This window comes from Amycolatopsis sp. NBC_01307, from assembly GCF_035975215.1.
Taxonomy (GTDB): domain Bacteria; phylum Actinomycetota; class Actinomycetes; order Mycobacteriales; family Pseudonocardiaceae; genus Amycolatopsis.
In genome coordinates this window covers 10,935,888-10,960,670 of sequence record NZ_CP108403.1, presented here as the reverse complement: position 1 = coordinate 10,960,670, position 24,783 = coordinate 10,935,888, and the positions used below count along the sequence as shown (strand labels likewise).

The 24,783-nt window shown below is 70.9% G+C and carries 14 protein-coding genes; 5 read left to right on the top strand and 9 right to left on the bottom strand.

The window, feature by feature from the left end:
* Positions 1-55 precede the first annotated feature (55 nt).
* On the top strand, positions 56-310 hold the full coding sequence (locus OG439_RS49540; protein ID WP_247062465.1) for a hypothetical protein: 255 nt from the start codon (positions 56-58) through the stop codon (positions 308-310).
* Between the two features lie 6 nt (positions 311-316).
* Here OG439_RS49540 and ispG read toward each other — a convergent pair whose 3' ends face one another.
* From ispG to dxr, 3 genes are all read right to left on the bottom strand, one after another.
* Positions 317-1,468 (bottom strand): flavodoxin-dependent (E)-4-hydroxy-3-methylbut-2-enyl-diphosphate synthase, encoded by a 1,152-nt coding sequence (ispG, locus tag OG439_RS49535; RefSeq protein WP_247062463.1) that lies wholly within the window; start codon positions 1,466-1,468, stop codon positions 317-319.
* A gap of 118 nt (positions 1,469-1,586) precedes the next feature.
* Entirely contained in the window at positions 1,587-2,801 is a 1,215-nt protein-coding gene (locus tag OG439_RS49530) for a M50 family metallopeptidase (protein ID WP_247062460.1), read from the bottom strand.
* A 3-nt stretch (positions 2,802-2,804) separates the two neighbouring features.
* Positions 2,805-4,007, bottom strand: coding sequence for a 1-deoxy-D-xylulose-5-phosphate reductoisomerase (gene dxr, locus OG439_RS49525; RefSeq protein ID WP_326947224.1), 1,203 nt, complete (start codon positions 4,005-4,007; stop codon positions 2,805-2,807).
* A gap of 174 nt (positions 4,008-4,181) precedes the next feature.
* On the opposite strand from dxr, the gene OG439_RS49520 reads away from it, so the two are divergent.
* Positions 4,182-4,436, top strand: a complete 255-nt coding sequence (locus OG439_RS49520) for a DUF2631 domain-containing protein (protein WP_247062457.1) — start codon at positions 4,182-4,184, stop codon at positions 4,434-4,436.
* 26 nt (positions 4,437-4,462) lie between these two features.
* Positions 4,463-5,125 carry a peptidylprolyl isomerase gene (locus tag OG439_RS49515; protein ID WP_326947223.1) on the top strand — a complete coding sequence of 221 codons (663 nt, stop codon included), beginning with the start codon at positions 4,463-4,465 and terminating at the stop codon, positions 5,123-5,125.
* Between the two features lie 50 nt (positions 5,126-5,175).
* On the opposite strand, the gene OG439_RS49510 is transcribed toward OG439_RS49515, so the two are convergent.
* The 5 genes from OG439_RS49510 to pdxR all read right to left on the bottom strand — a co-directional run bounded on the left by OG439_RS49510 (position 5,176) and on the right by pdxR (position 20,365).
* The gene (locus OG439_RS49510; protein ID WP_326947222.1) at positions 5,176-5,475 is read right to left on the bottom strand and encodes a DUF6881 domain-containing protein; all 300 of its coding nucleotides are present in this window, start codon (positions 5,473-5,475) and stop codon (positions 5,176-5,178) included.
* Positions 5,457-14,561 (bottom strand): HYD1 signature containing ADP-ribosyltransferase family protein, encoded by a 9,105-nt coding sequence (locus OG439_RS49505; RefSeq protein WP_326947221.1) that lies wholly within the window; start codon positions 14,559-14,561, stop codon positions 5,457-5,459. The genes OG439_RS49510 and OG439_RS49505 overlap by 19 nt, the downstream gene beginning before the upstream one ends.
* Positions 14,562-14,710: 149 nt before the next feature.
* The gene (locus OG439_RS49500) at positions 14,711-16,651 is read right to left on the bottom strand and encodes a tachylectin-related carbohydrate-binding protein (protein ID WP_326947220.1); all 1,941 of its coding nucleotides are present in this window, start codon (positions 16,649-16,651) and stop codon (positions 14,711-14,713) included.
* Between the two features lie 316 nt (positions 16,652-16,967).
* Positions 16,968-18,737, bottom strand: coding sequence for an MFS transporter (locus tag OG439_RS49495; RefSeq protein ID WP_326947219.1), 1,770 nt, complete (start codon positions 18,735-18,737; stop codon positions 16,968-16,970).
* Positions 18,738-18,904: 167 nt separating this feature from the next.
* Positions 18,905-20,365: a MocR-like pyridoxine biosynthesis transcription factor PdxR gene (pdxR, locus tag OG439_RS49490; RefSeq protein ID WP_326947218.1), complete on the bottom strand. Its 1,461-nt coding sequence runs from the start codon at positions 20,363-20,365 to the stop codon at positions 18,905-18,907.
* Between the two features lie 28 nt (positions 20,366-20,393).
* Here pdxR and OG439_RS49485 point away from each other — a divergent pair, with 28 nt between their 5' ends.
* Together OG439_RS49485 and OG439_RS49480 are read left to right on the top strand one after the other, a co-directional pair.
* Positions 20,394-21,194 (top strand): methyltransferase, encoded by an 801-nt coding sequence (locus tag OG439_RS49485; RefSeq protein ID WP_326947217.1) that lies wholly within the window; start codon positions 20,394-20,396, stop codon positions 21,192-21,194.
* Entirely contained in the window at positions 21,191-21,382 is a 192-nt protein-coding gene (locus OG439_RS49480; protein WP_326947216.1) for a hypothetical protein, read from the top strand. Before OG439_RS49485 ends, OG439_RS49480 begins: the two co-directional genes overlap by 4 nt.
* Here the strand turns inward: OG439_RS49480 and OG439_RS49475 are convergent.
* Complete coding sequence (locus OG439_RS49475) at positions 21,355-24,621, bottom strand: tetratricopeptide repeat protein (protein WP_326947215.1); 3,267 nt, start codon at positions 24,619-24,621, stop codon at positions 21,355-21,357. The two genes, OG439_RS49480 and OG439_RS49475, sit on opposite strands and share 28 nt — an antisense overlap.
* Positions 24,622-24,783 lie beyond the last annotated feature (162 nt).

Below are 24,783 nucleotides of genomic sequence, written 5' to 3'. Positions count from 1 at the left end.
AGTTCCGGTTTCTGCTAACACGGAGGTGCGTCCCCCACCGCGGAAGGAACCACCGATGACGATCCAAGAGCAGGCACAGCAGCTGGAACTGCTCGCCGACCAGGTGCCCACCGGCATCGCGCTCGCGACGAAGAGCGACCTCGAAGACCTGCAGGCCCAGGTCATGGGCCTGCTCGGGGAGACGTCGACCGCGACCGCGATCCAGGGCTCGATCCAGCTGGCGTCCCAGCAGATCGACGAGGTCGCGGCGGCGCTGGAGAACGTCCGCCTGCAGATCCGCGACGCCGCCCAGCACCACCTGCAGGGGTGAGCGACCTCAGCCGGCGGTGACGACCGGGGCACCCTCGCCGAGGCCTTCGCCCGCCTCTTCGGCGATGCGCATGGCCTCCTCGATCAGCGTCTCGACGATCGCGTGCTCCGGCACGGTCTTGATGACCTCGCCCTTGACGAAGATCTGGCCCTTGCCGTTGCCCGACGCGACGCCCAGGTCGGCTTCGCGGGCCTCGCCCGGGCCGTTGACGACGCAGCCCATGACGGCCACGCGCAGCGGGATCTCCATGCCCTCGAGCCCGGCCGTGACCTGCTCGGCGAGCGTGTAGACGTCGACCTGCGCGCGCCCGCACGACGGGCACGACACGATCTCCAGCTTGCGCTGCTTGAGGTTCAGCGACTGCAGGATCTGGATGCCGACCTTGACCTCTTCGACCGGCGGCGCGGACAGCGAGACGCGGATCGTGTCGCCGATCCCCTGCCGCAGCAGCGCGCCGAACGCGACGGCCGACTTGATGGTGCCCTGGAACGCCGGGCCGGCCTCGGTGACGCCGAGGTGCAGCGGGTAGTCGCACTGCTCGGCGAGCAGCTCGTAGGCGCGGACCATGACGACCGGGTCGTTGTGCTTGACCGAGATCTTGATGTCGTGGAAGTCGTGCTCGGCGAACAGCGACGCCTCCCACAGCGCCGACTCGGCCAGCGCTTCCGGCGTCGCCTTGCCGTACTTGTCCATGATCCGCTTGTCGAGCGAGCCGGCGTTGACGCCGATCCGGATCGGCGTGCCGTGGTCCTTCGCGGCCTGCGCGATCTCCTTGACCTGGTCGTCGAACTTCCGGATGTTGCCCGGGTTCACGCGCACCGCGGCGCAGCCGGCCTCGATCGCGGCGAAGACGTACTTCGGCTGGAAGTGGATGTCGGCGATGACGGGGATCTGCGACTTGCGCGCGATCGCGGGCAGCGCCTCGGCGTCGTCGGCCGACGGGCAGGCGACGCGGACGATGTCGCAGCCCGCGGCGGTCAGCTCGGCGATCTGCTGCAGGGTCGCGTTGACGTCGGAGGTGAGTGTCGTCGTCATCGACTGGACGGAGATCGGGAAGTCGCTCCCCACACCGACCGAGCCCACCTGGAGCTGGCGGGTCTTGCGGCGCTCGGAGAGGACGGGCGGGGGCAGGGCGGGCATACCGAGTGCGACGGTCACGGTCTTCAGCGTACCTACCCCGAGTGGGCCACCCGCACCATGTCAACCGTCACGGTGAGCAGCATTACGGCGTGTGTGCCACGCCACGGAGGGGCCGCGACCCCTCCGTGGCGTGGCGTTACTGCAAGCGAATCGGATTGACGATGTCGGCCGTCACCGTGAGTAGCGTCACCGCGCCGCCGATGAGGACCAGGACCATCGTGAGCCCGGACAGCTTCGTGTAGTCCACCGGACCGCCCGCGGCCTTGCCCCGCAGGCCGCGGATCCAGTCGCGGATCCGCTCGTACCAGACCACCGCGATGTGCCCGCCGTCCAGCGGGAGCAGCGGCAGCAGGTTGAACACGCCGATGAAGAAGTTGAGGCTGGCCAGCAGGAAGAAGAACAGCACCCAGATGCCCTGCTCGACGGCCTCGCCGCCGATCCGGCTCGCGCCGACGACGCTGACCGGGGTGTTCGGGTCGCGTTCGCCGCCGAAGATCGCGGAGACCACGGCGGGGATGCGCTCGGGGAACTGGACGAGCCGCTGCGCCGTCTCGGCGAACATCGTGCCGGTGAAGCCGAACGTGGCGCCCACCGCGGCGACCGGGCCGTACTGCGTGGTGATCGCGGGCGTCACCGGCGACGCGCCGATCATGCCGACCTCGCGGACGCCCGCGCTGCTCCACCGCTGCACCTTCGGCACGTCGACCACGAGCGCCAGGTTCTGCCCGTTGCGGACGACGTCGAACTCGGTCGGGCCGCTGGTGGCCTGCACGGCCGCGAGCATCTCCGTCCAGCTCGCGACCGGCTTGCCGCCGACCGAGAGGATCTTGTCGCCGGCCAGCAGCCCGGCCGCCTGCGCCGGGCGCAGCGCCCCCGGCGGGCAGGTGGTGTCCTTGGCCTGCTCTTCGGTCGTCGCCGACCGCGCGCAGGACGTCGAGGCCAGCACCGGCGACGGGTCGGCAGCGGTCAGGTTCGGCAGCCCCATCGTGACGGCCATCAGGTAGAGCACCACGAAGCCGAGGATGAAGTGCGTGATCGACCCGGCGCACATCACGACGGTGCGCTTCCAGGTCTTGAACCGCCACATCGCGCGCGGCGCCTCGTCCGGCGTGACCTCGTCGAGCGCCGTCATGCCCGCGATGTCGCAGAACCCGCCGAGCGGGATCCACTTCAGGCCGTATTCGGTCTCCCCGCGGCGCCAGGAGAACACCGTGGGCCCGAAGCCCACGAAGTACCGGCGGACCTTCATGCCGAAGGCCTTCGCGGTGACCATGTGACCGGCTTCGTGCAGTGCGACGGAGATGCAGATCCCCAGCGCGAAGAGCACCACACCGATGATGTAGGCGAGCACCCGCTACTTCCCCTCGATGATCGAACCGGCCCGGGCGCGAGCCCAGCGCTCGGCCGCGAGAACGTCCTCGACGTCGCGAGGTTCGCGACGCCATTCGTCGGCGGCTCCCACCACCTCGGAAACAGTGTCCACTATCGACGTGAAGCGGGTGTTCTGCGCCAGGAAGGCGGCGACGAGCTCCTCGTTCGCGGCGTTGTAGACGGCGGGCAGGCAGCCGCCGACGGTGCCGCAGTGGCGGGCCAGCTCGACGGCCGGGAAGGCCTCGTCGTCCAGCGGCTCGAACGTCCAGGTCGCGGCCGTGTCCCAGGCGCACGCGGCGGCGGCGTCGGGCACCCGGTCGGGCCAGTGCAGCGCGAGCGCGATCGGCAGCCGCATGTCGGGCGGGCTGGCCTGGGCGATCGTCGAGCCGTCGGTGAAGGTCACCATCGAGTGCACGATCGACTGCGGGTGCACGGTGACGTCGATCTTCTCCGGCGGGACGTCGAACAGCAGCGCGGCTTCGATCAGTTCGAGGCCCTTGTTGACCAGGGTGGCCGAGTTGATGGTGATCAGCGGGCCCATCGACCAGGTCGGGTGGGCCATCGCCTGCTCGACGGTGACGTCGGCGAGATCGGCCCGCTTGCGGCCGCGGAACGGCCCCCCGGACGCGGTGAGCACGAGCCGCGCGACCTCGTTCTTGTGTCCCGCGCGCAGCGCCTGCGCGATGGCCGAGTGCTCGGAGTCGACCGGCACGAGCTGCCCGGGCTTGGCCGCCGCGAGCACGAGCGGCCCGCCGGCGATGAGCGACTCCTTGTTGGCCAGCGCGAGGGTGGCGCCGGTGGCGAGCGCTCTGAGGGTCGGTTCGAGGCCGCGGGAGCCGGGGAGCGCGTTGAGGACGGTGTCGACCTTCACGGCGTCGATCAGCTCGGTGACGGCGTCGGAACCGGCGAAGAGCCGCGGGAGCTTGAAGTCGCCCCGGGAGTAGCCGCGCTTCTGCGCTTCGGCGTACAGCGCGAGCTGCAGGTCTTCGGCGGCCGTGGCCTTGGTCACGGCGACGGCCTCGACGCCGTGCGCGAGCGCCTGCGCGGCGAGGGCCGCGGGATCGGCACCGCCCGCGGCGATCCCGGCCACCCGGAACAGGTGCGGGTTGCGCGCCGCGACGTCGAGGGCCTGCACACCGATGGACCCGGTCGAGCCGAGCACGAGGACGCTTCGCGAGGTAGTCATCGCGGGCCATTGTCGCGCGGGGCGTGTCCGCGGCGCACGCGGAGGTTCCCTGGCCGTGCGGACCGCGGGGGACCACGCGGGACTCCGACAATCGCGCGGGGCGTGTCCCCGGCGCACGCGGAGGTGTGGGATCATCGCGGGGTACGTGGTTCATGGGTCTTGAGGGAGTTCATCGTGGCAGGCAAGGCGGTCGAGAAGCGGCCCGAGGTCGACCCCCGCGACGAGCCGTCCGCGGCCTGGGGCTGGCACGGCTCCTTCCCGAAGGGCACCCGGATCGCCGGCTGGGTCAGCGCGGTCATCCTGCTCGTGATGATCAAGGGCAACCACGAGAACAACACCGAGAACGTCTGGCTGGTCGGCCTGGCGGCGTTCCTCGTCCTGCTGCTGGTCCTCGACATCCGCAAGCGCCGCACGGCCTGGCGCAAGTAGTTGGTGACCCGCTAACCTCCCGGCCCATGAAGCTGCGCTGGGGTTTGGCTCTCGTCGGTGTCCTGGGTGCCCTGCTGGTGGCGCCGGCCGTCCCGGCTTCGGCGTCTTCGATCGTGGTCCCGTGCCAGTTCACGCCGACGCCTGCGAACCCGGCGGCCCGTCCGGTGGTCCGGCCGCTGCCGTTCGCGTTGACGCGCGGAACGGTCGACGTCACGTTCCGCTTCAACTACGGCCCGGTGACGGTCCGCCTGGACCGCGCGGGTGCAGCCCCGTGCGCGGTCCACAACATGGCATCCCTGGTCTTGCAGCGGTTCTACGACCACTCCCAGTGCTGGCGCCTGTCGAACTCGGCCCGGCTGGGCGTCCTGCAGTGCGGCGACATCTACGAAGTGGAAAAGGGCGGCCCGGGGTACAAGTTCCCGGACGAGGTGACCGGCGCGGAGACGTACCCGCGCGGCACGATCGCCATGGGGAACCAGGGACCCGGGACGAACGGGTCGGAGTTCTTCATCGTGCATTCGTTCGCGAACATCCCGGCGAATTACTCGGTGCTGGGTCACGTGGTGAGCGGAATGTCGGCGATCGACCACATGGTGGCGGACGGCATCATCCCGACGGATCCGAACGGGCCGCTGGACGGCGCACCGGCGAAACCGGTGAAGATCCAGCGGGCTTCGCTGGGCCGGTAGGTCATCGAGACTGCCCGCGCGACCCAGACATATGCCCGTGTCGGAATCCGTCAAGATCCACGACGGGCACGGAACCATGCAACCTCGAATTCAGCGGCGGTGATGATGTCCGCACGGAACTCATCCTGCCTGTTGATCTCTTCCAGCGCTGGGAACGGAACCTCTCCCAGGCCAATCGTATCGGTCTCCCTGCTCGCATCCACCCAGTCGAACCGTCCGTCCTTATAGACCTCAACCTTGCGTAATTCATAGCCATCGTCGTCAAGTTCACTGAAGGTCTCAATCGGCTCAACATCGAACTCGTGGTCCCAACACACCTTCACAAAACTATTCATTGATTTGTCCCCCATCTGACGATGCGGCCGGTTACGTCGAGAGCATACGCATTGGGTACCACAAACACGTTGGGTCGGCCCTCTTTCACTTCCAGACCAGTCACATCGATCTCCAGGTAGTGGCTGAACCGACCGCCTAGGTAGCCCATACGAACGAAACGGTACGCGAGCTGGCCGTTGCGAAGCGTACCCGGCACGATGTCCGACAGATATTGACCGTCACCGTATCGGGCGTCGCGCGGGTTGTTAGCCAGTAGCGATGGGCGTAACTCGCCGCTGTCAAGAATACCTCTCTGGCCTGCTTCGTTCGTGTAGTGGTAAAGCGTCCGACGCGAGGACTCGGAGTCTGGCCCACCATCGCAGAACGCCCTCGTTGTCGTGGTTCCACCATTGAAGTCATCCCGGACCACGCCGCCGCCGCAGTTATCCCAAGCCGAAGCCTGCGCGGGCAGCAACGGGGACGGGATCGGCGGATCCACGTCGTGGACCACCGGGTTCTTCGGGTCCAGGATCTGGTTGAGGAAGCCCTGGTAGATGTTGACCAGGTCCTGCAGGCCGCCGAGGAGGCCTGCCACCATGCTCGCCGGCAGGTTGGGGTCCGACGAGACTCCGCCCCCGCCGAAGTACGGGTTCTTCGCGCCGTCCGGGATGGGGTCGGCGACGTTGCGGGCCTTCTCGTTCTGGTCGATCCGTGCCTGGATGCCCGGCGGTGGGGGCGGAGGCGGAGGCGGGCACCAGCAGCCCCCGGGAGGTGGTGGCGCACACACCTGGCAAGCGCCGGGCCCGGGCGGGTTGCCGGGTTGCGTTGCAGGACCCGGGCGCCAAGACGGGTTCCAGCCGCGGTCACTCGAGAAATCGGTGTAGTAACCGATCCGGCCCGGCTGGGGCGATCCGCCCCTGGACTGAACCTGGAACAGCCATCCCCACGGGACGTAACCGGCGATCGTGTTGTACGTGTCCCAGCCCACAGATCCGGTGGAGCGCGCCCCACCGAAAACGAGGCCCAGTAGCCCACCGATGCCCTTGCTCACTCCCCGTCCGGAAGTGGTGGTCCCCACGCCAGGAGGTGTCAGAGTGTCCGTCGAATGACCGTCCCGGTCGATCCCGTTGACCGGGCTCGCGTTGCCGTAGGTGAAGCGGTTCGCAGCCGCCGACGGAACGTCTGGGAGCGATACGCCGTCTCGGGCGCCGAACGTCCCCGTACCCGGTGAGTACCAGCGGGCGCCCATGTCTACCGCGCCCGTGGCCGGGTCCGTGTAGTCCGACTGGAAGCCCAACGGTGACGTCGCGCCCGACTGGGTGATCTTCGCGCCGAACGGGTCGAAGCTCGCCGAGCCGGTCAGTGCGCCCGAGGGAGCGAGGCCGCCGACGACGTCGGAGTGCTGGTCGGTGATCGCGACCTGCGACGCCCCGCCGGTGCTCTGGGCCTGCAGGTCACCCTGCGTACCCCGGGCGAAGTTCGACGTGCCGTCCGAGGTCAGGTCCAGGCTGGGACCGTCGTAGGTCAACGTCTGGTCGTTGCGCGACGACGCCCGGTCCAGACCGTCATACGCGTACGTGACCGAGCCCTGCTTCACCGCCCGGTCGAAGGCGTCGAAGCCGGACGTCACCGTTCCCGCCGGGCCGGTGCGCGCGTCCAACGTTCCCCGCGCGCTCCACGTCAACGTGTCGGTGCCGTCGGTCAGCTGGCGGTTGCGCTCGTCGAACGTGGCCGTGCGGCCGCCCGCACTGACTCGGTTGCCCGACGCGTCCCACCCGTACCCGGTCGTCTGGGTGCCGGCGGTCCACGACGTCAGGCGGCCCGCTTGGTCGTAGCCGTAGGCGTTGTCTCCGGCGCCGACGACTCCCGATGTCTTCTTGCCGGTGAGCCGGTCGTCCAGGTCGTAGCTGTAGGCCATGGCGGCGAGCGACACGCCGCCGGCGCCCTTGAGCTCGTCTCCGGTCTGGCGGCCGAAGTCGTCGTAGCCGTAGGTGCGGACGCGGCCGGCGCCGTAGTCGATCGAGCCGACGTTGCCCGCGTCGTCGTAGCCGAGCGTCTGCTTGACCCCGGTCAGGCCGTCCTGCTGGGTCGAGAGCCTGCCCTTGACGTAGCCGAACGTCGCCGTGCCCGCGCCGTCGACGCGCTGGGTGAGCCGGCCCGCACCGTCGTAGGCGTACGTCGAAGTGCCCGACAACGGCCCGCTGCTGGTCAGCAGGTCACCACGGTCGTCGTAGGTGAACGTCTTCTCGCCGTTGGGCGCGTTCACCGCCAGCAAGCGGCCGGCCGAGTCGAACCGCTGGACGCGATCCGGCGTCGGCTGCGCGGCTCCGGTCCCCGTCTCCAGTGTGAGCCGGCCGAGCGCGTCGAAGGTCCGCTGGCGGACCACGCCGCCGGGAGCCTGGACGCGTACCGGCCGGCCGGTGGGGTCGTACGACGTCGTCCAGGTGCGGTCGGCCGCGGCCGGGTGGGCCGCGGTGGCCGGTTCGATCGCCGACTCGGGCAGGCCCAGCACGTTATACGTCTGGATAGTGGCGTTGCCGCGGCCGTCGGTCGACCGGGTCCGGTTCCCGACCGGGTCGTAGCCGAACGAAGTCGTGATCGACGACGTGTCGGTGACCGGCTCCTGCTGCCGGACCAGGAGACCGCGGGAGTCGTAGTCGAAGCGGGTGGTGCGGTTGAGCGCGTCGGTCGCGGACACCTTGTTGCCGTCGGCGTCGTACCCGAGCGCACTCTTGCGCAGGACGTGCTCGTCCGGGGCCAGGCTGTAGAAACCGGTCGCCCGGCCCGCCGGGTCGTAGCTCACGTAGCCGGTCCGGCCGTGGCCGTCGGACTGCCGCACCTGGTGCCCGGCGAAGTCGTAGCCGAAGCGCGAGACCACACCCGCCGGATCCGTGGTGGTGGTCAGCTGCCCGAGCACGTCGTACTCGTTCTTGGTCAGGTCACCGGTCGGCGACGTCGACGAGAGGAGGTTCCCGGCGTCGTCGTACCGAAGCTTCGTGGTGTACGCCGCCGGGGCCGGACGCCGTTCCAGCCGGGTCGCGGTCGCCTGACGACCGAGGTCGTCGTAGGTGGCTTCCACCCGGGAACCGGTCGGGTCCGTGGTCGAAAGCAGCTCGCCTTCGGTCGTGTAGCCGTACTGCCACACCCCGCCGGCCTGGCCGCCCGCCGCCGGATCGGGATCGACGCGCTCCACGGGCCGGTTGAGCTGGTCGTACCGGTAGCGGGTGACGACGCCGTCCGGGCCGGTCACGCTCAGGACGTTGCCGAGCGGGTCGTACTGGTTGACCGTCGCGACCTTCGCCGCGGTGGTCTCGCCCGGCTTCCGGTAGTCCGGTGACGCCGTCTTGACGACCCGGCCGGCCCGGTCGTAGGTCACGGTCCCGACGTTGCCGTTCGGGTCGCGGGTCTCGGTCTGCTCACCGAAGCTGTCGTAGCCGCTGAGGACCTGGGGGCGCACCGCGGCCGCGGCCGCTCCCCCGGACTCGGTGGCGACGAGTGGCTGGGTGGTCCGGGTCAGCTGTCCCAGCTTGTCGTACGTCAGATCCGTCGTGAACGCGACCGGATCGGCGTCGCGGGCGTTGCCGCGCGGTGACGTGACCGAGGTGGCGAGTCCGCGCTCGTCGTACCGGTAGGTCGTGGTCAGCTTCTCGGTCGCGCTCTTGACGACGGACTGGCTGGTCTGGCGGCCGGCGACGTCGTAGCCGTACTCGATCGTCTCGCGGTTGCCCAGATCGAGCCGGGTGCTGTTCGAACTCTGTCCGGTGTGGACGGTCTTGAGGACGTCGCCGCCCGGGCTGTAGGTCCACTCCGTCCGGTTCGCCAGGCCCGCGGGATCGACGGTCTGCGCCGTGCCGCGCCCCGAAGCGTCGTATTCGAACGTCGTGACGCGACCGCCGGGCTCGGTCAGTTTGGTCTTCTGCCCCGCGGCGTCGTAGGCGTACTCCTGGAGCGTGACATCCCGCTTGGGCGCCGCCGGGTTGAAGGGATCGCGCAGGTCGTGGGCGATCACCTTCCAGACCTTCCCGTCACCGAAGTACTGGTAGCGGGTGGTGCGGCCCATCGAGTCGGTCTCGCGGACCCGCCGGCCGGCGAGGTCGTACGCGTAGGAGGCGAGCACCAAGGTCGGGGCCGACGTCGTGTCACCGCCGCCGTCCGTGTCACCGCCGCCGGTCGAGGGATCGGTGGCCTGGCCGTTCCACGCCCGCAGCCGTACTTCGGCCAGTGCGTTGCGCGCCGTGTAGCCGTATTCGTACTTGTTGCCGCCGGCGTCGACCATCCACGTGCGGTTGCCGAAGCCGTCGTAGCCGGACGAGGTCACCCCGCCTTCGGCGTCGACGACCCGGTTCGGCCTGCCGAAGTCGTCGTATTCGGTGGTCGTGACCCGTGCGGTGTCGCCGCCGGTCAGGTCGCGGTTTTCGGTCCGCACGACATCGCCGTCGGCGTCGTAGCCGGTGAGCGTCTGCGCGGTGTGCGTGACGCCGGTGACGGAGTTGACCGCACCGGGACTCGTGGCCACGGTCTGGTGCGACCGGGCGTCGTAGGCGTAGGTCGTCGTCGCGCCGGCCGGATCGGAGGCGCTGCTGCGCGTCTCCGTCTTCTTGCGACCGAAGACGTCGTAGGTGTACGAGGTCGTCAAGCCCGCTGGGTCGACGACCTTCGCCAGATCGCCGTTGCGGTAGTAGGAGTAGCTCGTGACGCCGTTGCGCGGGTCGGTCGTCTGCAGGAGCAAGCCGGCCGGGACGTTGCCGCCGCCCACCGCCGCTTCGGTTCCGTCCGCGTGCTGGTGGCGGGTGACCGCGCCGTCGGGGGTGGTCTCCGTCAGCAGCAGACCGCGGACGCCCACGTCCGTGTAGGTGTACGTCGTCGCGTACGCCGGATCGGCCGCGTTCGCCGAGCGCGCGTCCGAAGAGGACAGCAGCTTGTCGTTGCGGGCGTCGGTGACGTCGGCCGCGTTGAGGTAGTAGCTGTAGTACGCCGTCTGGCAGTCGCCCGGCGCGACGCGGCACGTCTTGCGCGCGACGACGTTGCCCCGCTCGTCGTTGGTCAGGACCACGACGTTGCCGAGCTCGTCGCCGATGGTGGTCTGGAAGCCCTTGTCGTCGTAGTCGTAGGTCCGCACGCCCTGGCCGTTGACCGGCCCGCCGACCCACGTGCCGTCGCCGCCGACCGGCCCGCCGCAGTACGACGGGTCGCCGGGGTTCTGCGGGACCGAGGGGTCACAGGTCGGGTTGTCCGGGGGAAGCGGGTTCCCGTCGCCGTCCCGCCGGTCCTCCGGGCGGATGCCCTGACCCAACGGCGCGACGTAGCGCAGGATCCGGCCGCGCACGGGGTCGTAGTCGTAGAAGTGCGGCCGGTTCCCGGGATCGCTGACCTGAGTCGTGCGGATGAGGTTGGTTTCGGTGCCTGTGACGACCGGACGGCCGAGGCGCCAGTGCCCGCCATTGCGGTCGACGACCTCGGTGAGCCGGTCGGCTGCGGTGTCGTAGCTCAGTTGAGCGGCGATCCGGCCGCTGGGCAGGGTGATCTTCGCGAGCGAACCGGCCGCCGCCCGCGCCTGGAAGTGCGCCGCAGCGGTCGTCGGCCCGACGGCGTACTCGTAGAACGCCGCCTCGGCGATCTGGCCGGAGAAGAAGCGGCGCGGGTCCGTGCCCCAGCCGGGCCAGGCCGACGGCGGGACGGTGTACGCGGCACCGATCTGGTCGTAAACGACGTCGTCGTGCGCGATCTCGCCCTGGGCGCTGCCCACGGCCTGCCCGTCGAGGTACAGCGTCTGGGTGGCGAGCGCGCCGGAGAGCACGACGTGGTGCCAGGCGTTGTCGTTCACCGTGGTGGCCGACGTGATCGGTGCCGCGGTGCCGTTCCAGAACTGCCCGCGCAGCTTGCCGTCCGTGCCGACGTAGAGCACGGGCACGGCGCTCGTGGGCGTGCCGCTGATCGGCGCCTTCTGGTAGCCGAACAGCGGACCGCCCGACGCGGTCTTGAACCACATCTCGACCGCGAGGTCGCGGTTCTTGCGCACCAGGCCGTCAGGCAGGGTCACCACGGACGACGTGCCGTTGAACGTCGCCGCGGTCCCGGTGCCGGCCAGCGGCCCCGGCTGCCCGAGGACGACGTCCTTGTAGGTTCCGGCGTCCTTGCCGAGCTTGAGCCCGTTCTCGCTGCCGGCCGTGGTGCCGGACGTCTCCGCGAACCGCCAGTAGGACGACGGGCGGGCGTCGACGACGGAGCTGCGGTAGTGCGAGGCCGGGGTGTAGTCGTAACCCGTGCACCCGTTGTCGGGGTCGCAGACCTTCGTCAGCCGGTCACCGTCGTAGGAGTAGGTCCAGGTGAGCTGCTTGCCGTCGATCGGGTCGGTGCTGACGGACGTGACGTGGTTCCCGGTCCACTTGAAGTACAGGATCCGGTCGCTCGTCCGGCTGATCGCCCGCCGGAGGTGCTCCGGGGTGCCGTAGTCGAGTTCGACGTGGTGGCCGGCCTGGTCGTAGATGTCGATGAGCCGGCCGTCGGGACGGAACCGGTAGAGGGTGGAGGCCTTGTCGGTCAGCACCCAGCCGCCGCCCGCGGCCTCGACCTCGATCCGGAAGTTCGCCTGACGGCCCGGAGGCGGTGCGAAGGTGCCGTCGCTGTTGCGGCCGAACCGCACCTGCTGGCCGTCCGGGTAGGTCACCACGACGTTGCCCGAGCCGTCGTTGTCGGGCACGACCCGCATGTCGTACCGCGTCGACCAGCCCGCGCCGAACGTCAGGTCGGTGCGCGGGTCGAGACTGTTGTACGTGCGGGCGACGGTCAGCTCCGGCCCGGTCACCTGCAGCGCCGCGTCGACCGCGCTGGAGAAGTAGTTCCCGGTCTGCGGGTCGAAGTCCTGCTGCGCCCCGCTGTAGGGCGCGTTCGCGAGGTGGGACGTGATCTCCGGCTGCGGGACCGCCGTCAGGAGGTGGCTGGGGGTCAGCTTCTCGCTCTCGGCGTTCCCGTCGAAGGCGAAGACCCGCCACTGGTAGTCCTTGCTCCAGCGCAACGCGCCGACCGGGACGGTCCACGTCCGTTTGGTCACGTACCCCGAGTCCACACAGGACACTCCGGACAGGGTGCCGTCCGGCTTGATGACGTAGTTCTCGCAGACCTCGAAGCGGTACTTCAGGTTCGACGAGACCGGCGCGTCGACGTCCACCGCGTCGGCCCAGAGCTGCGGGGTGAGGGTGGGCGCCGAGTAACCGTTCGGCGGGTACTGCGCCTTGACGATCGGGGGAACGTCGAACACCGTCATCGACAGCCGCGTCGGCGGGATCTGCTCGTCGGTGAACCACGCGCCGCCACGGCGCAGCATGCTGAAGTCGAAGAGGTAGTTACCCGGCTCGATGGCCTTGATGGTCGCGTCGAGCGTCACCGAGTCGCCACGCGGGACGTCCCGCGGCAGCGAAGCCGCTTCGAGCGCACCCACCGGCGCACCGGCGGCGGTGAACGCGCGGTAGCCGAGCGCGTAGTCCGCCGCCGTCCAGGTGTCCGCGCCCCGGTTGGTGACGGTGATCTTGACCTTGCCGGCCTGGGTCCGGGTCACGGGCGGCGTGGGAACCCCGTTGTCGACGCGGTATTCGGCGTCGTAGGGCGTGTGCGTGACGAACAGCCGGGGCGGGTTCGCGGTCCGGTTCCCGGTGAACTTCTTCCAGTCGTAGGGATCCGTCTCCGAAGCACGGACGGCGAGGCCGTAGTTGGGCTGCGCGCCGGTCACCCAGCGCTGCACGAGGTCGCGGCCGCCCGTGCCCAGCGGGATCAGCTCGGTCGCCGACGGACAGCTCGAAGCGTGCTGGGAGAGCGCGATGTACCCGTGCGCGAAGGATTCCTGAGCCAGCGCGGGACCGTAGGCGGGGCCGGGGAAACCGGACGCGCTCGTCCACGGGGCGGTGACGCCGTGCACGGTCACCGGCCGCGGCTGGCAGGACCAGGACCAGGTGCTCTTCAGCGTGAGCTGGGCGCCGAGGATCTTGTGGTTGCGGAGCCGGTTCTCCACACCGCCGAAGGACAGGTAGCCGGCGGCTTTCAGCGCGCCGGTCGTCCCGATCTTGAGCTCGGTCGATCCGTCGAGACGGGAGCCGTTCTGGAACACCGCGCCGCCGTCCGACGCGGTCGTCTCCACGCTGGGGTCGACCTCGACCGGGTAGGCCCGGGCCGGATCGGCCAGCCAGTTCGCGTCCAGTTCGACGCGCAGCACGAACCCGCCGTCCCGTTCCAGGAGCCGGTAGACCACCCCCTCGGAACGAGCGGGCTCACCGGTCGCGGGATCACGGCGGGCATCGGTCATGAACCCGGCGGGGATCCGGGCGCGCTCGTGCCCTTCGGCGTCCGAGAGCGCGATCCGCCCGTCCACGAGCGACGGCCGGAGTCCCCTCAACCGCAACGGGAACTCCCACGCGGCCGGCGCCTGGGGCGAGTTCAGGACCAGCGTTTCCTTGACGCCGCCGGGCACCACGTCGAGGCGCAGGTCGGCCCCGGCGCGCACCCCCGGGTAGACGATCCGGCTGCCGGACGCCACACCGGCCGCGGGCGTGGCGCCGGCGACACCGAACCCGAACTGGTGTCCGTCGTCGAGGCCGACTCCGACGACCTGGTCCGAAGCGGCGTCCGGCGCGAAGACGAGCCGCTCGGCGTCGGCCGCGTTGCGCCACCCGGCTCCCCCGTCGTTCGGCACGACGGTCGGATCGATCGGCTGGTAGGCGCCGTCGGCCGCGCGGTAGTTGATCGGCTCCTGGCCGAACTCGGTGGTGAGGGTCCCGTCGGTGTTGGCGAAGGTCCGGTCGGTCGCCGTGCGCCGGTCCGGGAGCTCCTTGCTGGTCTTTTCGTCGAACCCCGTCCCGTGGACGGGTGCGTTCCCGACCCGGACCGCGTTCGCGCGGACGTTCTCCGCGCCGGCGGCGACGGCCGGGTACTTCGACTGCAGCGACTTCGGCGCGGCAGCGTTGGCCTTGCCGCCCGCTTCGTCGCCCTGCTCCCCCGCGGTGCCCGCCGGCTGCTGCGGGGCGAGCGCCATCGCCTGCCGCAGCAGGTCCGCGTCCGCGCCGGTGCCCGGGCCGTCCGGGATCGACGGTCCGACCACTCCCGCCGTCAACGCGACGACGAGGACCAGCAACGCGGCCCGGCTCGCGTGCCCGGACTTGCGTCGGGGAGAAAACATGGGAAACCCGCCCTCGTCGGTCGAACCACAGCACGGCAAAGGAGCAGCACCCGGCCGGGGCGGGTGCCGCGAACCGCGTCACACCCGCCCCGTACGGGGATCCGTCAGAAGGACGGCTTGGGCAGCGGACCGCCGCTGAACGTCGTCGAATCCGGCGCCGTGCGCGCACTGCGCGCGGCCGCTGCCGGGGCACCCGAGCCGTAGGCGTAGGTAACGCCGTCGCTGTCGCGGTAGGTCACCACCACACCGCCGCCGGAGAGAGCGACGAAGGACGGATCCGTCGCGGACTGGTAGGCCGCTCCGGTCCGGGAGTCCACCAGCCGCTGCCAATCCTTGTACCCGGTGCTGCCCGGTGCCTTCTGCTCCGTCACGTAGACGAAGCCGTCCGTCGCCCGGACGGCCACGTGCACGACACCGCCCGTGTCGACCGCGGCGGCGGGTGACCCCTGCGCGGTGACTCCCGCGAGCGGCTTCCAGGTCCCGGTGAAGCCCGCGGCCTGCTCGCGCTGGTTGACGACGACGCCGTCCGGCTGGATGGCGAAGGCCTCGAGGTTCTGATCGGGGTTCGCGGTCGCGGCGAGCTTCCCGGTCCAGCCGGTGCCCGGCACCGGGATCCAGGAGCTCAAGGTCCCGTCGACGTAGGTGGCCTTGGTGTAGGACCCTCCCGTGGTCCTGGCGACGAGGTCGATCCCGTCCGGCTGGACGACCGCGGTCAGGTCCGCGGTCAGCCCGGACGACGGCAGGACGCGCCACGGCAGGTACTGCTTGCTCGCCGGGTCCTGGGGGCGGACCAGCAGCCATCCCGCCCCGTCGACTGCGAACGCGCTGGCGACGCCGGAACGCAGCACCAGCACGGCCGGTCCGGGGGTCCAGCCACCGAACCCGCTCGCGGTCGCCCAGGTGGTGGTGGCCGGGGCCTGGGTGCTGTTCCGCGTCTCGCTGTCCTGCCCGAGCGCCGTCACGGTCAGGCTGTCGTCGGCGAGCCGCAGGGCACTCGGGGTACCGGTGTACTGCTGGTAACCCGGCACAACGGCGAAGTCGACGACGGTGATGTCACCGGACCGCTGCCGGCCGTGGACGAGCCGGCCGAAACCGTCGACGTAGAAGTGCTGCAGCTTTCCGCCGGCCCCTTCGATCACCGCGCTGGGCGCGTCGGCGCCGTTCGGCACGGCCGGGCGGACCGGAAGGCCGGGATCGACCAGCTTGCAGTCGTCGGTCGTGACGCTCAGCTGGTAGTCCGTGCCGATCGTGCCGACCACCTTCGGGCCCGTCCAGCTGCCGGCACCGAGGTAGCGGTACCACTTGATCTGGCCGTTGTTCTTGTCGAGTGCGTAGAGCACGTCGCCGCCCGCGGAGGCGATCTGGGCGAAGTTCTGCCAGCCACCGCTGCCCACCAGCCGCGCGTACTCGAGCCACCGCTGGCTGGCCGGGTCGTACTGGAACCGGTAGAGGTCGCCGGCGGGCGTGCGGGCGTAGAACACCCCGGCGCCCGCGCCGACGATCAGGTCGTACTTGGCGGCCGTCCAGCCGGTGTCGATCAGGCGGTCGGTCCAGGTCTTGGCCGTCTCGTCGTAGCGCATCCAGGCGAGGATGTTGTCGTGCGTCCAGTAGAAGTCGCCCGTCGAGTCGACGGTGATCCGGTTGCGCTGGGAAGCCAGCGAGACGCCGAACCAGCCGGTGGCGATCTTCTGGCTGACCCCGCCGTTCTCCCAGCCGGTGGCCAGCCGGCGCTGCCTGTTGACGTCACCGTTGTCGAGGATGGAGTAGATCCGGCCGTCGGTGCCGGTGAGGGTCTTGCCCGTCCACGTGTTGCCGATCGTCGTCCGACCTGTCCAGGAGGTGGCGCCGGTCTCGGGCTCGTTGTGCCGGTCGAGGTCCAGGTGGGTGTCGGGGAGCGTGTAGAAGACCGCGGCGTTGGCGCGGCAGGTGATCGTGTCGGCGGCGGTGGCCACGTTCGTCCCGGCCACGGCCACCGTCGCACCGAACGCGATGGTGAACGCGGAACACAGGACCACGGGTCTCGGGACGGACCGTCTCTGGCGCATGGACTTCCCTCGTCTGAAGATCGTGAAAGCGTTTGGGCAGCATCGATCGCCCCGCCACCCGAGGGCAGCCGGTGATCGTGAAAGCATGAGCGGCGCCGGTCGGCCGGGACCGGCAGCGTTCCTCCCCTGGGCGCGATTCAACGCGCCGCGCGATGACGAGCTCGCCCTCCCGCGAGCCGTTCGATCTTCACATCGATCTTCTGACGAACCCGTTACTCGTTCTTTTGCAGTTGCGCCGTTCGGCCTACTTCTCACGTCGGGCGCAGCAAAGGGCCGGGTGTCACCGATCGGTGACACCCGGCCCTTCGTGTGTGGCTCAGCGCTCGACGGCCGGTGCCACCAGTTCGCTCGGGCCGGTGCCCGACTCGCCGGCCACCGCGGCCAGTTCCTCGCCCACCGACTGGCCCTTCGGCTTCTTCGTGTCCTTCGTCAGCAACGACGCCACCGCGCCGATCAGGCAGACCACGATGGCGAAACCGAACGCCACCGCCAAACCCGACTGGAACGGGCCCGAGATCAGGTTCGGGAAGAAGCTGCGGCCCGTGAGGAACTGGGCCTGGTCCGGCGGCAAGGACGACAGCTGGCCGCCCAGGAGCTGCTGGATCGGGTTGTAGCCCAGGAATGCCGCGAACAGCACCGCCACCGCCGGGAGGTGCGCCACCTGGGTGGCCGCCGCCTCGGGGACGCCGTGGGCGATCAGGCCGTCGTGCATCGTCGACGGGAGGCTGCTCGACAGGCCCGAGATGATCAGGCTGAAGAAGAAGCCGATCGACAGGACCATCGCCGCGTTCTGGAACGTCGTCATCATCCCGGCGCCCGAACCGCGGGAGTCGGCCGGGAGGCTGTTCATCACCTCGGCGCGGTTGGGCGAGGAGAACATGCCCATGCCGATGCCGTTGATCAGCAGGATCGCGGCGAACGCCCAGTAGTCGAAGTTCACCGGCAGGATGATCAGCAGCAGGAACGTCAGCGCCGTGATCGCCAGGCCGGTGGAGGCCAGCATGCGGCTGCCGATCCGGTCGGCGAGGATGCCCGACGTCGGCGCGGCCAGCAGGAACCCGACCGTCATCGGCAGCATGTAGATGCCCGCCCACAACGGCGTCTGCTCGAACGTGTAGCCGTGCTGCGGGAGCCAGATGCCCTGCAGCCAGATGATCAGGATGAACTGGAGCCCACCGCGGCCGAGCGACGCCGTCAGGTTCGCGATGTTGCCCCAGGTGAACGACCGGATCTTGAACAGCGAGAGCCGGAACAGCGGGTTGTCGACCTTGGTCTCGATGACCACGAAGCCGATCAGCACCGCGACGCCGCCGATCAGGCACGAGAGCACCATCGGGCTGCCCCAGCCGGTCGCGGAGGTGCCGTAGGGCTGGATGCCGTAGGTGATGCCGACCAGCACCGAGATCAGGCCGACGGCGAAGGTGATGTTGCCCCACCAGTCCATCCGCGCGTGCTTGCGGACGCCGGTGTCGTGCAGCTTGAGGTACGCCCAGATCGTGCCGATCACGCCGAAGGGCACCGACACCAGGAAGATCAGGTTCCAGTCGATCGGGGCGAGCACGCCGCCGACGACCAGGCCGAGGAACGAGCCCGCGATGGCCGCGACGCCGTTCATGCCGAGCGCGAGGCCGCGCTGGTTGGCCGGGAAGGCGTCGGTGAGGATCGCCGAGGAGTTCGCCATCAGGAAGGCGCCGCCGACGCCCTGCACGATCCGCCAGCCGATCAGCCACAGCGCGGCCGCGTCACCGTCGAACCAGGTGATGGCCAGCATGACGGAAGAAACCGTGAAGACGGCGAAGCCCAGGTTGTACATCCGGGCGCGGCCGTACATGTCGCCGAGCCGCCCGAAGCTCACCACCAGCACGGCGGTGACCACGAGGAAGCCCATGATCATCCACAGCAGGTAGCTGGTGTTGGCGGGTTCCAGGGGGTTGATCCCGATGCCCTTGAAGATGTCGGGCAGCGCGATGAGCACGATCGACGAGTTGATCGTGGCGATCAGCATGCCCAGCGTCGTGTTGGACAGCGCGATCCACTTGTACCGAGGCCCCAGTTCCTCGATCGAATACGTCCGGCTTTTCGCCACTGTGTGCAAACCTTCCACTCGCAAGTCCCTTAGCTAGGCTAAGCAACTTGCTTGCGTATGGCAACCATCACGGGGGATCGCCTGCGAGAGCATGATCACATCGCCATGAATATCCTTTGTGGACTCTTTAAGGTGGCGCCGCGAAGTGACGTCGCCGTAACCCCGCGCTAACGGAGAAGCCGCCCCAGCACGCCCACGCCGTCGGCGATCTCCCCCGCCGTCCGGGCCGCGTAGCCCATGACCAGGCCCGGCCGCCCCGGCCGCTGCCGGTGCCACGACAACGGCTGGACCTTGACCCCGTCCGCCAGCGCGGCCGCCGCCAGCGCGACGTCGTCGAAGCCCGGCTCGAACGTGATCGTCAGGTGCAGGCCCGCCGCCGCGCCGTGGACCCGCGCGGCCGGGAGCGACGCCGTCGCCGCGCGGATCATCGCGTCGCGGCGACGGCGGTGGCGGGCCCGCACCGAGCGCAGCTGGCGCTCCAGCTCGCCCGTCTCCATCAGCCGGGCCAGCACCAGTTGCGCCAGCACGGCGTTGCCCAGGTCGGCGAACCGCTTGGCCGCGACGAGGTCCTCGCGCAACGCCGGCGGCGGGAGCAGCCAGCCGACGCGCAGGGCCGGTGCCAGCAGCTTCGAGACGCTGCCCGTGTAGCAGACCTCCGGCAGCATCGACCGGACCGCGGGCACCGGCGCGCGGTCGTAGCGGTGCTCGGCGTCGTAGTCGTCCTCGACGACCAGGCCGCCCTCGCCCGCCCAGCGCATCAGCTCGCGGCGGCGCTCGCCGCCCAGGACCACGCCCGTCGGGAACTGGTGGGCCGGGGTCAGCAGCACCGCCCGCGCGCCGCTCGCCCGCAGCTCGTCGACGCGCAGGCCGTCGTCGTCGACCGGGATCGGCGGGGTCGCGAGGCCGTTGTGGTGCAGGTGCTGCCGCGCGCCGAGCGAGCCGGGGTCCTCGACGGCGATCTCGTCGACGCCCCGCTGCCGCAGCACCTCGCCGAGCAGCGTCAGGCCCTGCGCCACCCCCGACACCACGATGATCTCGCCCGGGTCGGCGCGGATCCCGCGACTGCGCGCCAGCCAGCGCGACACCGCCAGCCGCATCGCCGGCGCTCCGCGCGGGTCGCCGTAGCCGAAGTGGGCCGGCTCCAGCTCGTCCAGCACCGCGCGCTCCGCCCGCAGCCACGCCGCGCGCGGGAACGCCGTCAGGTCCGGCACGCCCGGCGTGAGGTCGATCCGGGCCGGGGTGGCGCGGACTTCGTCGAAGACGTCGGCACCCGGCAGCGCCGTGATCACCTTTGCGGGCACCGGCCGCCGCACCGGCGCGGGCGCGACCACCGGCGCCGCCACCACGACCGTGCCGGCCCGGCCGCGGCCCGCCGCGTGGCCGTCGTCGATGAGCCGCTGGTAGGCCTCGGTGACCACGCCGCGCGACACGCGCAGCTCGGCCGCCAGCACCCGGGACGCGGGGAGGCGGCCGCCGACCGGCAGCCGGCCGTCGGCGACCGCGGCACGCAGCTGCCCGGCGAGCCAGTCCGCAAGGCCGCCCGGCGGCGCGGCCCGGACGTCGAGCTGCAGGAAGTCGGAGCCGGCTATTATGGTCCCTTCCGCCGGGTCTGGTTTGGCCCTGTCCATCGGGCCATTGTCGCAGCACGCTGGGTTCATGGACACCAGTTACGTGCACGGATACGCCGAACCCGAGGCCCGCCGCCTCGGCGACCAGGCCGACACCCTGGCCGAGCTGCTGCACGCCGGGACGGCCTACCCCGCGGGCAGCCGCGTCCTGGAGGTCGGCTGCGGCGTCGGCGCCCAGACCGGCCACCTCGTCGCGCGCAGCCCGGGCGCACACCTGACCGCGATCGACGTCTCGGCGGCGTCCCTGGCGCAAGCGAAAGCGAAAGTCGGCGACGACGTCGACTGGCGGCGGGCCGACCTGTTCGACCTCGACGAGACCTTCGACCACATCTTCGTCTGCTTCGTGCTCGAACACCTTCCCGAACCCGGGAAAGCGTTGGCGCACCTGAAAACCCTCCTCCGCCCGGGCGGCACCATCACGGTGATCGAAGGCGACCACGGCTCGGCGTTCTTCCACCCGCACAGTGAGCACGCCCAAGCCGCCATCGACTGCCTCGTCCGGCTGCAGGCCGACGCCGGCGGTGACGCGCTCCTCGGCCGCCGCCTCTACCCGCTGCTCGCCGGCGCCGGGTTCGACGACGTCGCCGTCGAACCCCGGACCGTCTACGTCGACGCGTCCCGGCCCGGCCTGGTCGCCGGGTTCACCCGGGACACGTTCATCGCGATGGTCGAAGGCGTCGAGGAGGACGCCATCGCGCGGGGGCTCACTACGGCATCCGAGTGGAACCGCGGCGTAGCCGATCTTTACCGCACCACAAGGGAATACGGGACGTTCCATTACGCGTTCTACAAGGCAACAGCACATCGAACTCCGGGAGGAGCGTCATGATCATCGCCGTTCTCGTCGCCGCCGGACTCCTCGTCTGGGCACTGGATCACGCTTACCGCCGCCGTCCGTACCCGCGGAACCGGCTGGCCGGCAGCATGGACGTCTACGACCGCGACGCCCAGCGTCTCGAGGGCGACCTGGTCGCCGAAGAGCGTCACTTCTACTCGACGGCGCGCAGCCGCTCCTGAACGACGTCCGCGCCGGGCACGCGTTCCGCTGAGTAACAAACCGAAGCGCGGGCCCAGTGTTCGCGCGCGGCGTCCGGATCACTCAGTCCACAGTGGACGTCGCCGAGCCCGCGGTGGGCCCGGCCCTGCTCCGGCAGGCAGCCCGTTTCCTTCGCCGCCGCAAGGGCTTCGCGGTGATACGTCAGCGCCTGGTCGTCGCGGCCACGCGCGATGGCGACGAAGCCGAGACTGTTCAGCACGCGGGACTGCACGCCGAGATCCCCGCATTCACGAGCGATGCCCAGTGCCTCTTCGAGGTGCTGGGCCGCTTCGTCGTGCCGGTCTTGCCCGAGCCGGACGTCGCCCAGGTGCTTGAGCGCGACACTGCGGTTGGTCGGGCTGCCGGTCTCCTGCGCGAGTTCCAGCGCCCGCTCCAGGTGCGCCTCGGCCTCGGCGTACCGGCCGCGCGCGTGCTCGATGTCGCCGAGGATGCCCAGCGCGTACCCCTCGCTGACGCGCACGCCCATCGCGCGGAAGTGCTCCAGCCCCGCCGAAATCGAGGCGACGGCCTCGTCGTAACGCCCCAGCGCCGACAGCGCGTCGCCGATGTTCACCAGCGCGTAGCCCTCGCTCGTGCGGTCGGCGATCTCCCGCGCGAGGTCCAGGGCTTCGCTCAGGTAGCCGATCGCTTCGCCGTAGCGGCCGATGCCGCGGCAGGTGCAGCCGAGCACCACCAGGACCAGGCCTTCGCTCGTCTGATCGCCGGATTTTCGCGCCAGGGCCAAGGCTTCCGTCGAGTAGCCGATGCCCTCGGCGAACCGGCCCAGCGCACGGCAGGCCAGGCCGAGGGTGTTGAGCACGTGGATCTCCGTCACCCGGTTGCCGGACTCGCGGACGATGACGAGCGCTTCTTCCAGGTACCGCACGGCTTCCCGGGACCGGCCGACGCGCCAGTGGCCCAGCGCGATGAGCGTCAGCGGGTCCGCTTCGGCGGCCCGGTCGCCGGAGTCCTGGGCCAGCACGGACGCGTGCGTGTGCAGCACCAGCGATTCCTCGTGGTACCCGCCGACGTCGAGGTAGTGCCACAGGATTCCGGACAGCAGCCGCAGGTGCTCCGGCCGGCCGTGCCGGGTCGCGTGCGCCGCGACGGCCAGCAGGTTGCGGCGTTCGGCCTCCAGCCACGCCGGCGCGTCGAGCACCTTGACGTCGGGATCCGGCACCTGCGGGCGCAGGTGGCGTTCCAGCGGCAGGACGACGTCCATGGCCTGCGCGGCCGACCGGACGTAGAAGTCGAACAGCCGCTCCTCGGCGTCGTGGCTCTCGCCCGGCTCCTCGGCCGCCAGCTCGGCGGCGTAGACGCGCAGCAGGTCGTGCAGCTGGACGCGGTCGTGGCCGGTCTCCTGCGCGAGGTGGGCCCGCACGAGCGAGCCGGTCAGCCGCTCGGCCTCCGGCAGCGGGAGCCGCGCGAGCGCGGCGATCGCGGCGGGCGTCAGGTCGCGGCCCGGGTGCAGGCCGCAGAGCCGGAACACGCGCGCGGCGTCGGCCGCCAGGTGCCGGTAGGACCACGAGAACACCGCGCGGACGGCCGTCAGCGGGTCACCGCCGCCGTCGAGCAGGTCCAGGCGCCGCCGTTCGTCGGCCAGCTCGGCTTCCAGCGCGGCCAGCCGCTCCCCCGGTCGGCTCAACGCCAGCTCCGCGACCAGCCGCAACGCCAGCGGCAGCCGGGCCGAGTAGCCGATCAGCGCCGAGGTGGCCGCCTGTTCGTCGTCGACGCGCCGGCCGACCAGGGTCCGCAGCAGGTCCCGGGCCTCGGTGTCGGTCAGCAGGTCGACGAGGACGCGGCGGGCGCCGTCGCGGGCGACCAGCCCGGGCAGCGCGTCCCGGCTGGTCACGAGGACCAGGCAGGACGGCGAGCCGGGCAGCAGCGGGCGGACCTGGCCGACCGAGCCGGCGTTGTCCAGCAGCAGCACCATCCGCCGGCCGTCGAGCACCGTGCGGAACTTGGCGGCCCGTTCGTCGGGCTCGGCGGGGATGTCCGCGCCGTCGACGCCGAGCGCGCGCAGGAAGCCGGACAGCGCGTCGCCCGGCTCGACGGGCCGGACCGTGCCGTACCCCCGCAGGTCGACGTACAGCTGGCCGTCGGGGAACTCCGCCCGCGCCCGCTGCGCCCAGCGCACGGCCAGCGCCGTCTTGCCGACGCCCGCCGTCCCGGACAGCACGGCGATGCGCGCGCCGGTGTCGGCCTCGCCGCGGCGCAGGAGCGCGTCCAGCTCGCCGAGCTGGGCCGTGCGCCCGCGGAACCCGTGGACGTCGGCGGGCAGCTGCGCGGGCACCGAGGCCGGCTGCTCCGGGGCGCCGAAGTCCTGCCGCAGCACCTGACGCTGCGCCTCGCGCAGCTCCGGGCCGGGTTCGATGCCCAGCTCGTCGGCGAGGCGCCGCCGGACCTCGTCGAAGACGCCCAGCGCGGCGGCCTGCCGCCCGGACGCGGCCAGCGCCAGCATCAGCCGGGCGTGCGCCGACTCGTTCAGCGGCTCCTCCGCGGTCAGCGCCCGCAGCTGCACGGCCGCGTCCTCGGGGTGGGCCGCCGCGGCTCCGGCGTAGGCCAGCACGGCCTGCGCCCGCCGCATCGCGAGCGCCAGCCGGACCGGGTGCTGGCGGAGCCGTTCGACGTCGGCGAGCGCCGGGCCGCGCCACAGCGCCAGCGCGTCGCGGTAGGCCTCTTCGGCCGCCTCGGGCTCCCGTTCGGCCCGCTCCACCAGCGCGTCGAAGCGCAGGAGGTCGAGCTCGTCCGCGCCGACGGACAGCCGGTAGCCGCCCTTGTCGGTGGTGATCAGGCCGGCCGGGCGCAACGCCCGCCGCAGCCGCGCGACGTAGGTGTGGACCAGCTCCAGGCACGACGGCGGCGGCTCGTCCCAGATGACGTCGACGAGGTCCTCGCGCCGCACGGTCCGGTTCGGCTGCAGGGCCAGCAGCGCGAGCAGCAGGCGCTGCTTCTCCGCGCCGATCTCGACGGGCCGGTCACCGAAGCGGACGGCCAGCGGCCCGAGCACGTCGATCCGCACCGGCTCCGGCGGCGCCTCGGCCAGCGCTTCCCGCAGCCGCCGCTCGGTCTCCGGCCGGGGCCGCCGGACCCTGCCGCGCTCGGCGTTGCGGATCGCGCGCAGGCTCAGCCCGGCGCGTCCGGCGAGCTCCGCCTGGGTCAGCCCGGCGCGCACCCGCTCGTCGCGCAGCCATCCGGCGAACGGCAGGCCATCGTCCACAAGCGTCCTTCCCCGCGTGCCCCTCGCGCCGAACGTACCCCTCCAGCATCGCCAACGTGCCGGTTGCGCTGTACCACCGAACGGCGAAGATCCCTGTTTCCGCAGGTGACAGGGGGTGACCGCGCATCCGGGTCGAGTACAGCCGTTCGTCCACCGAGCCTT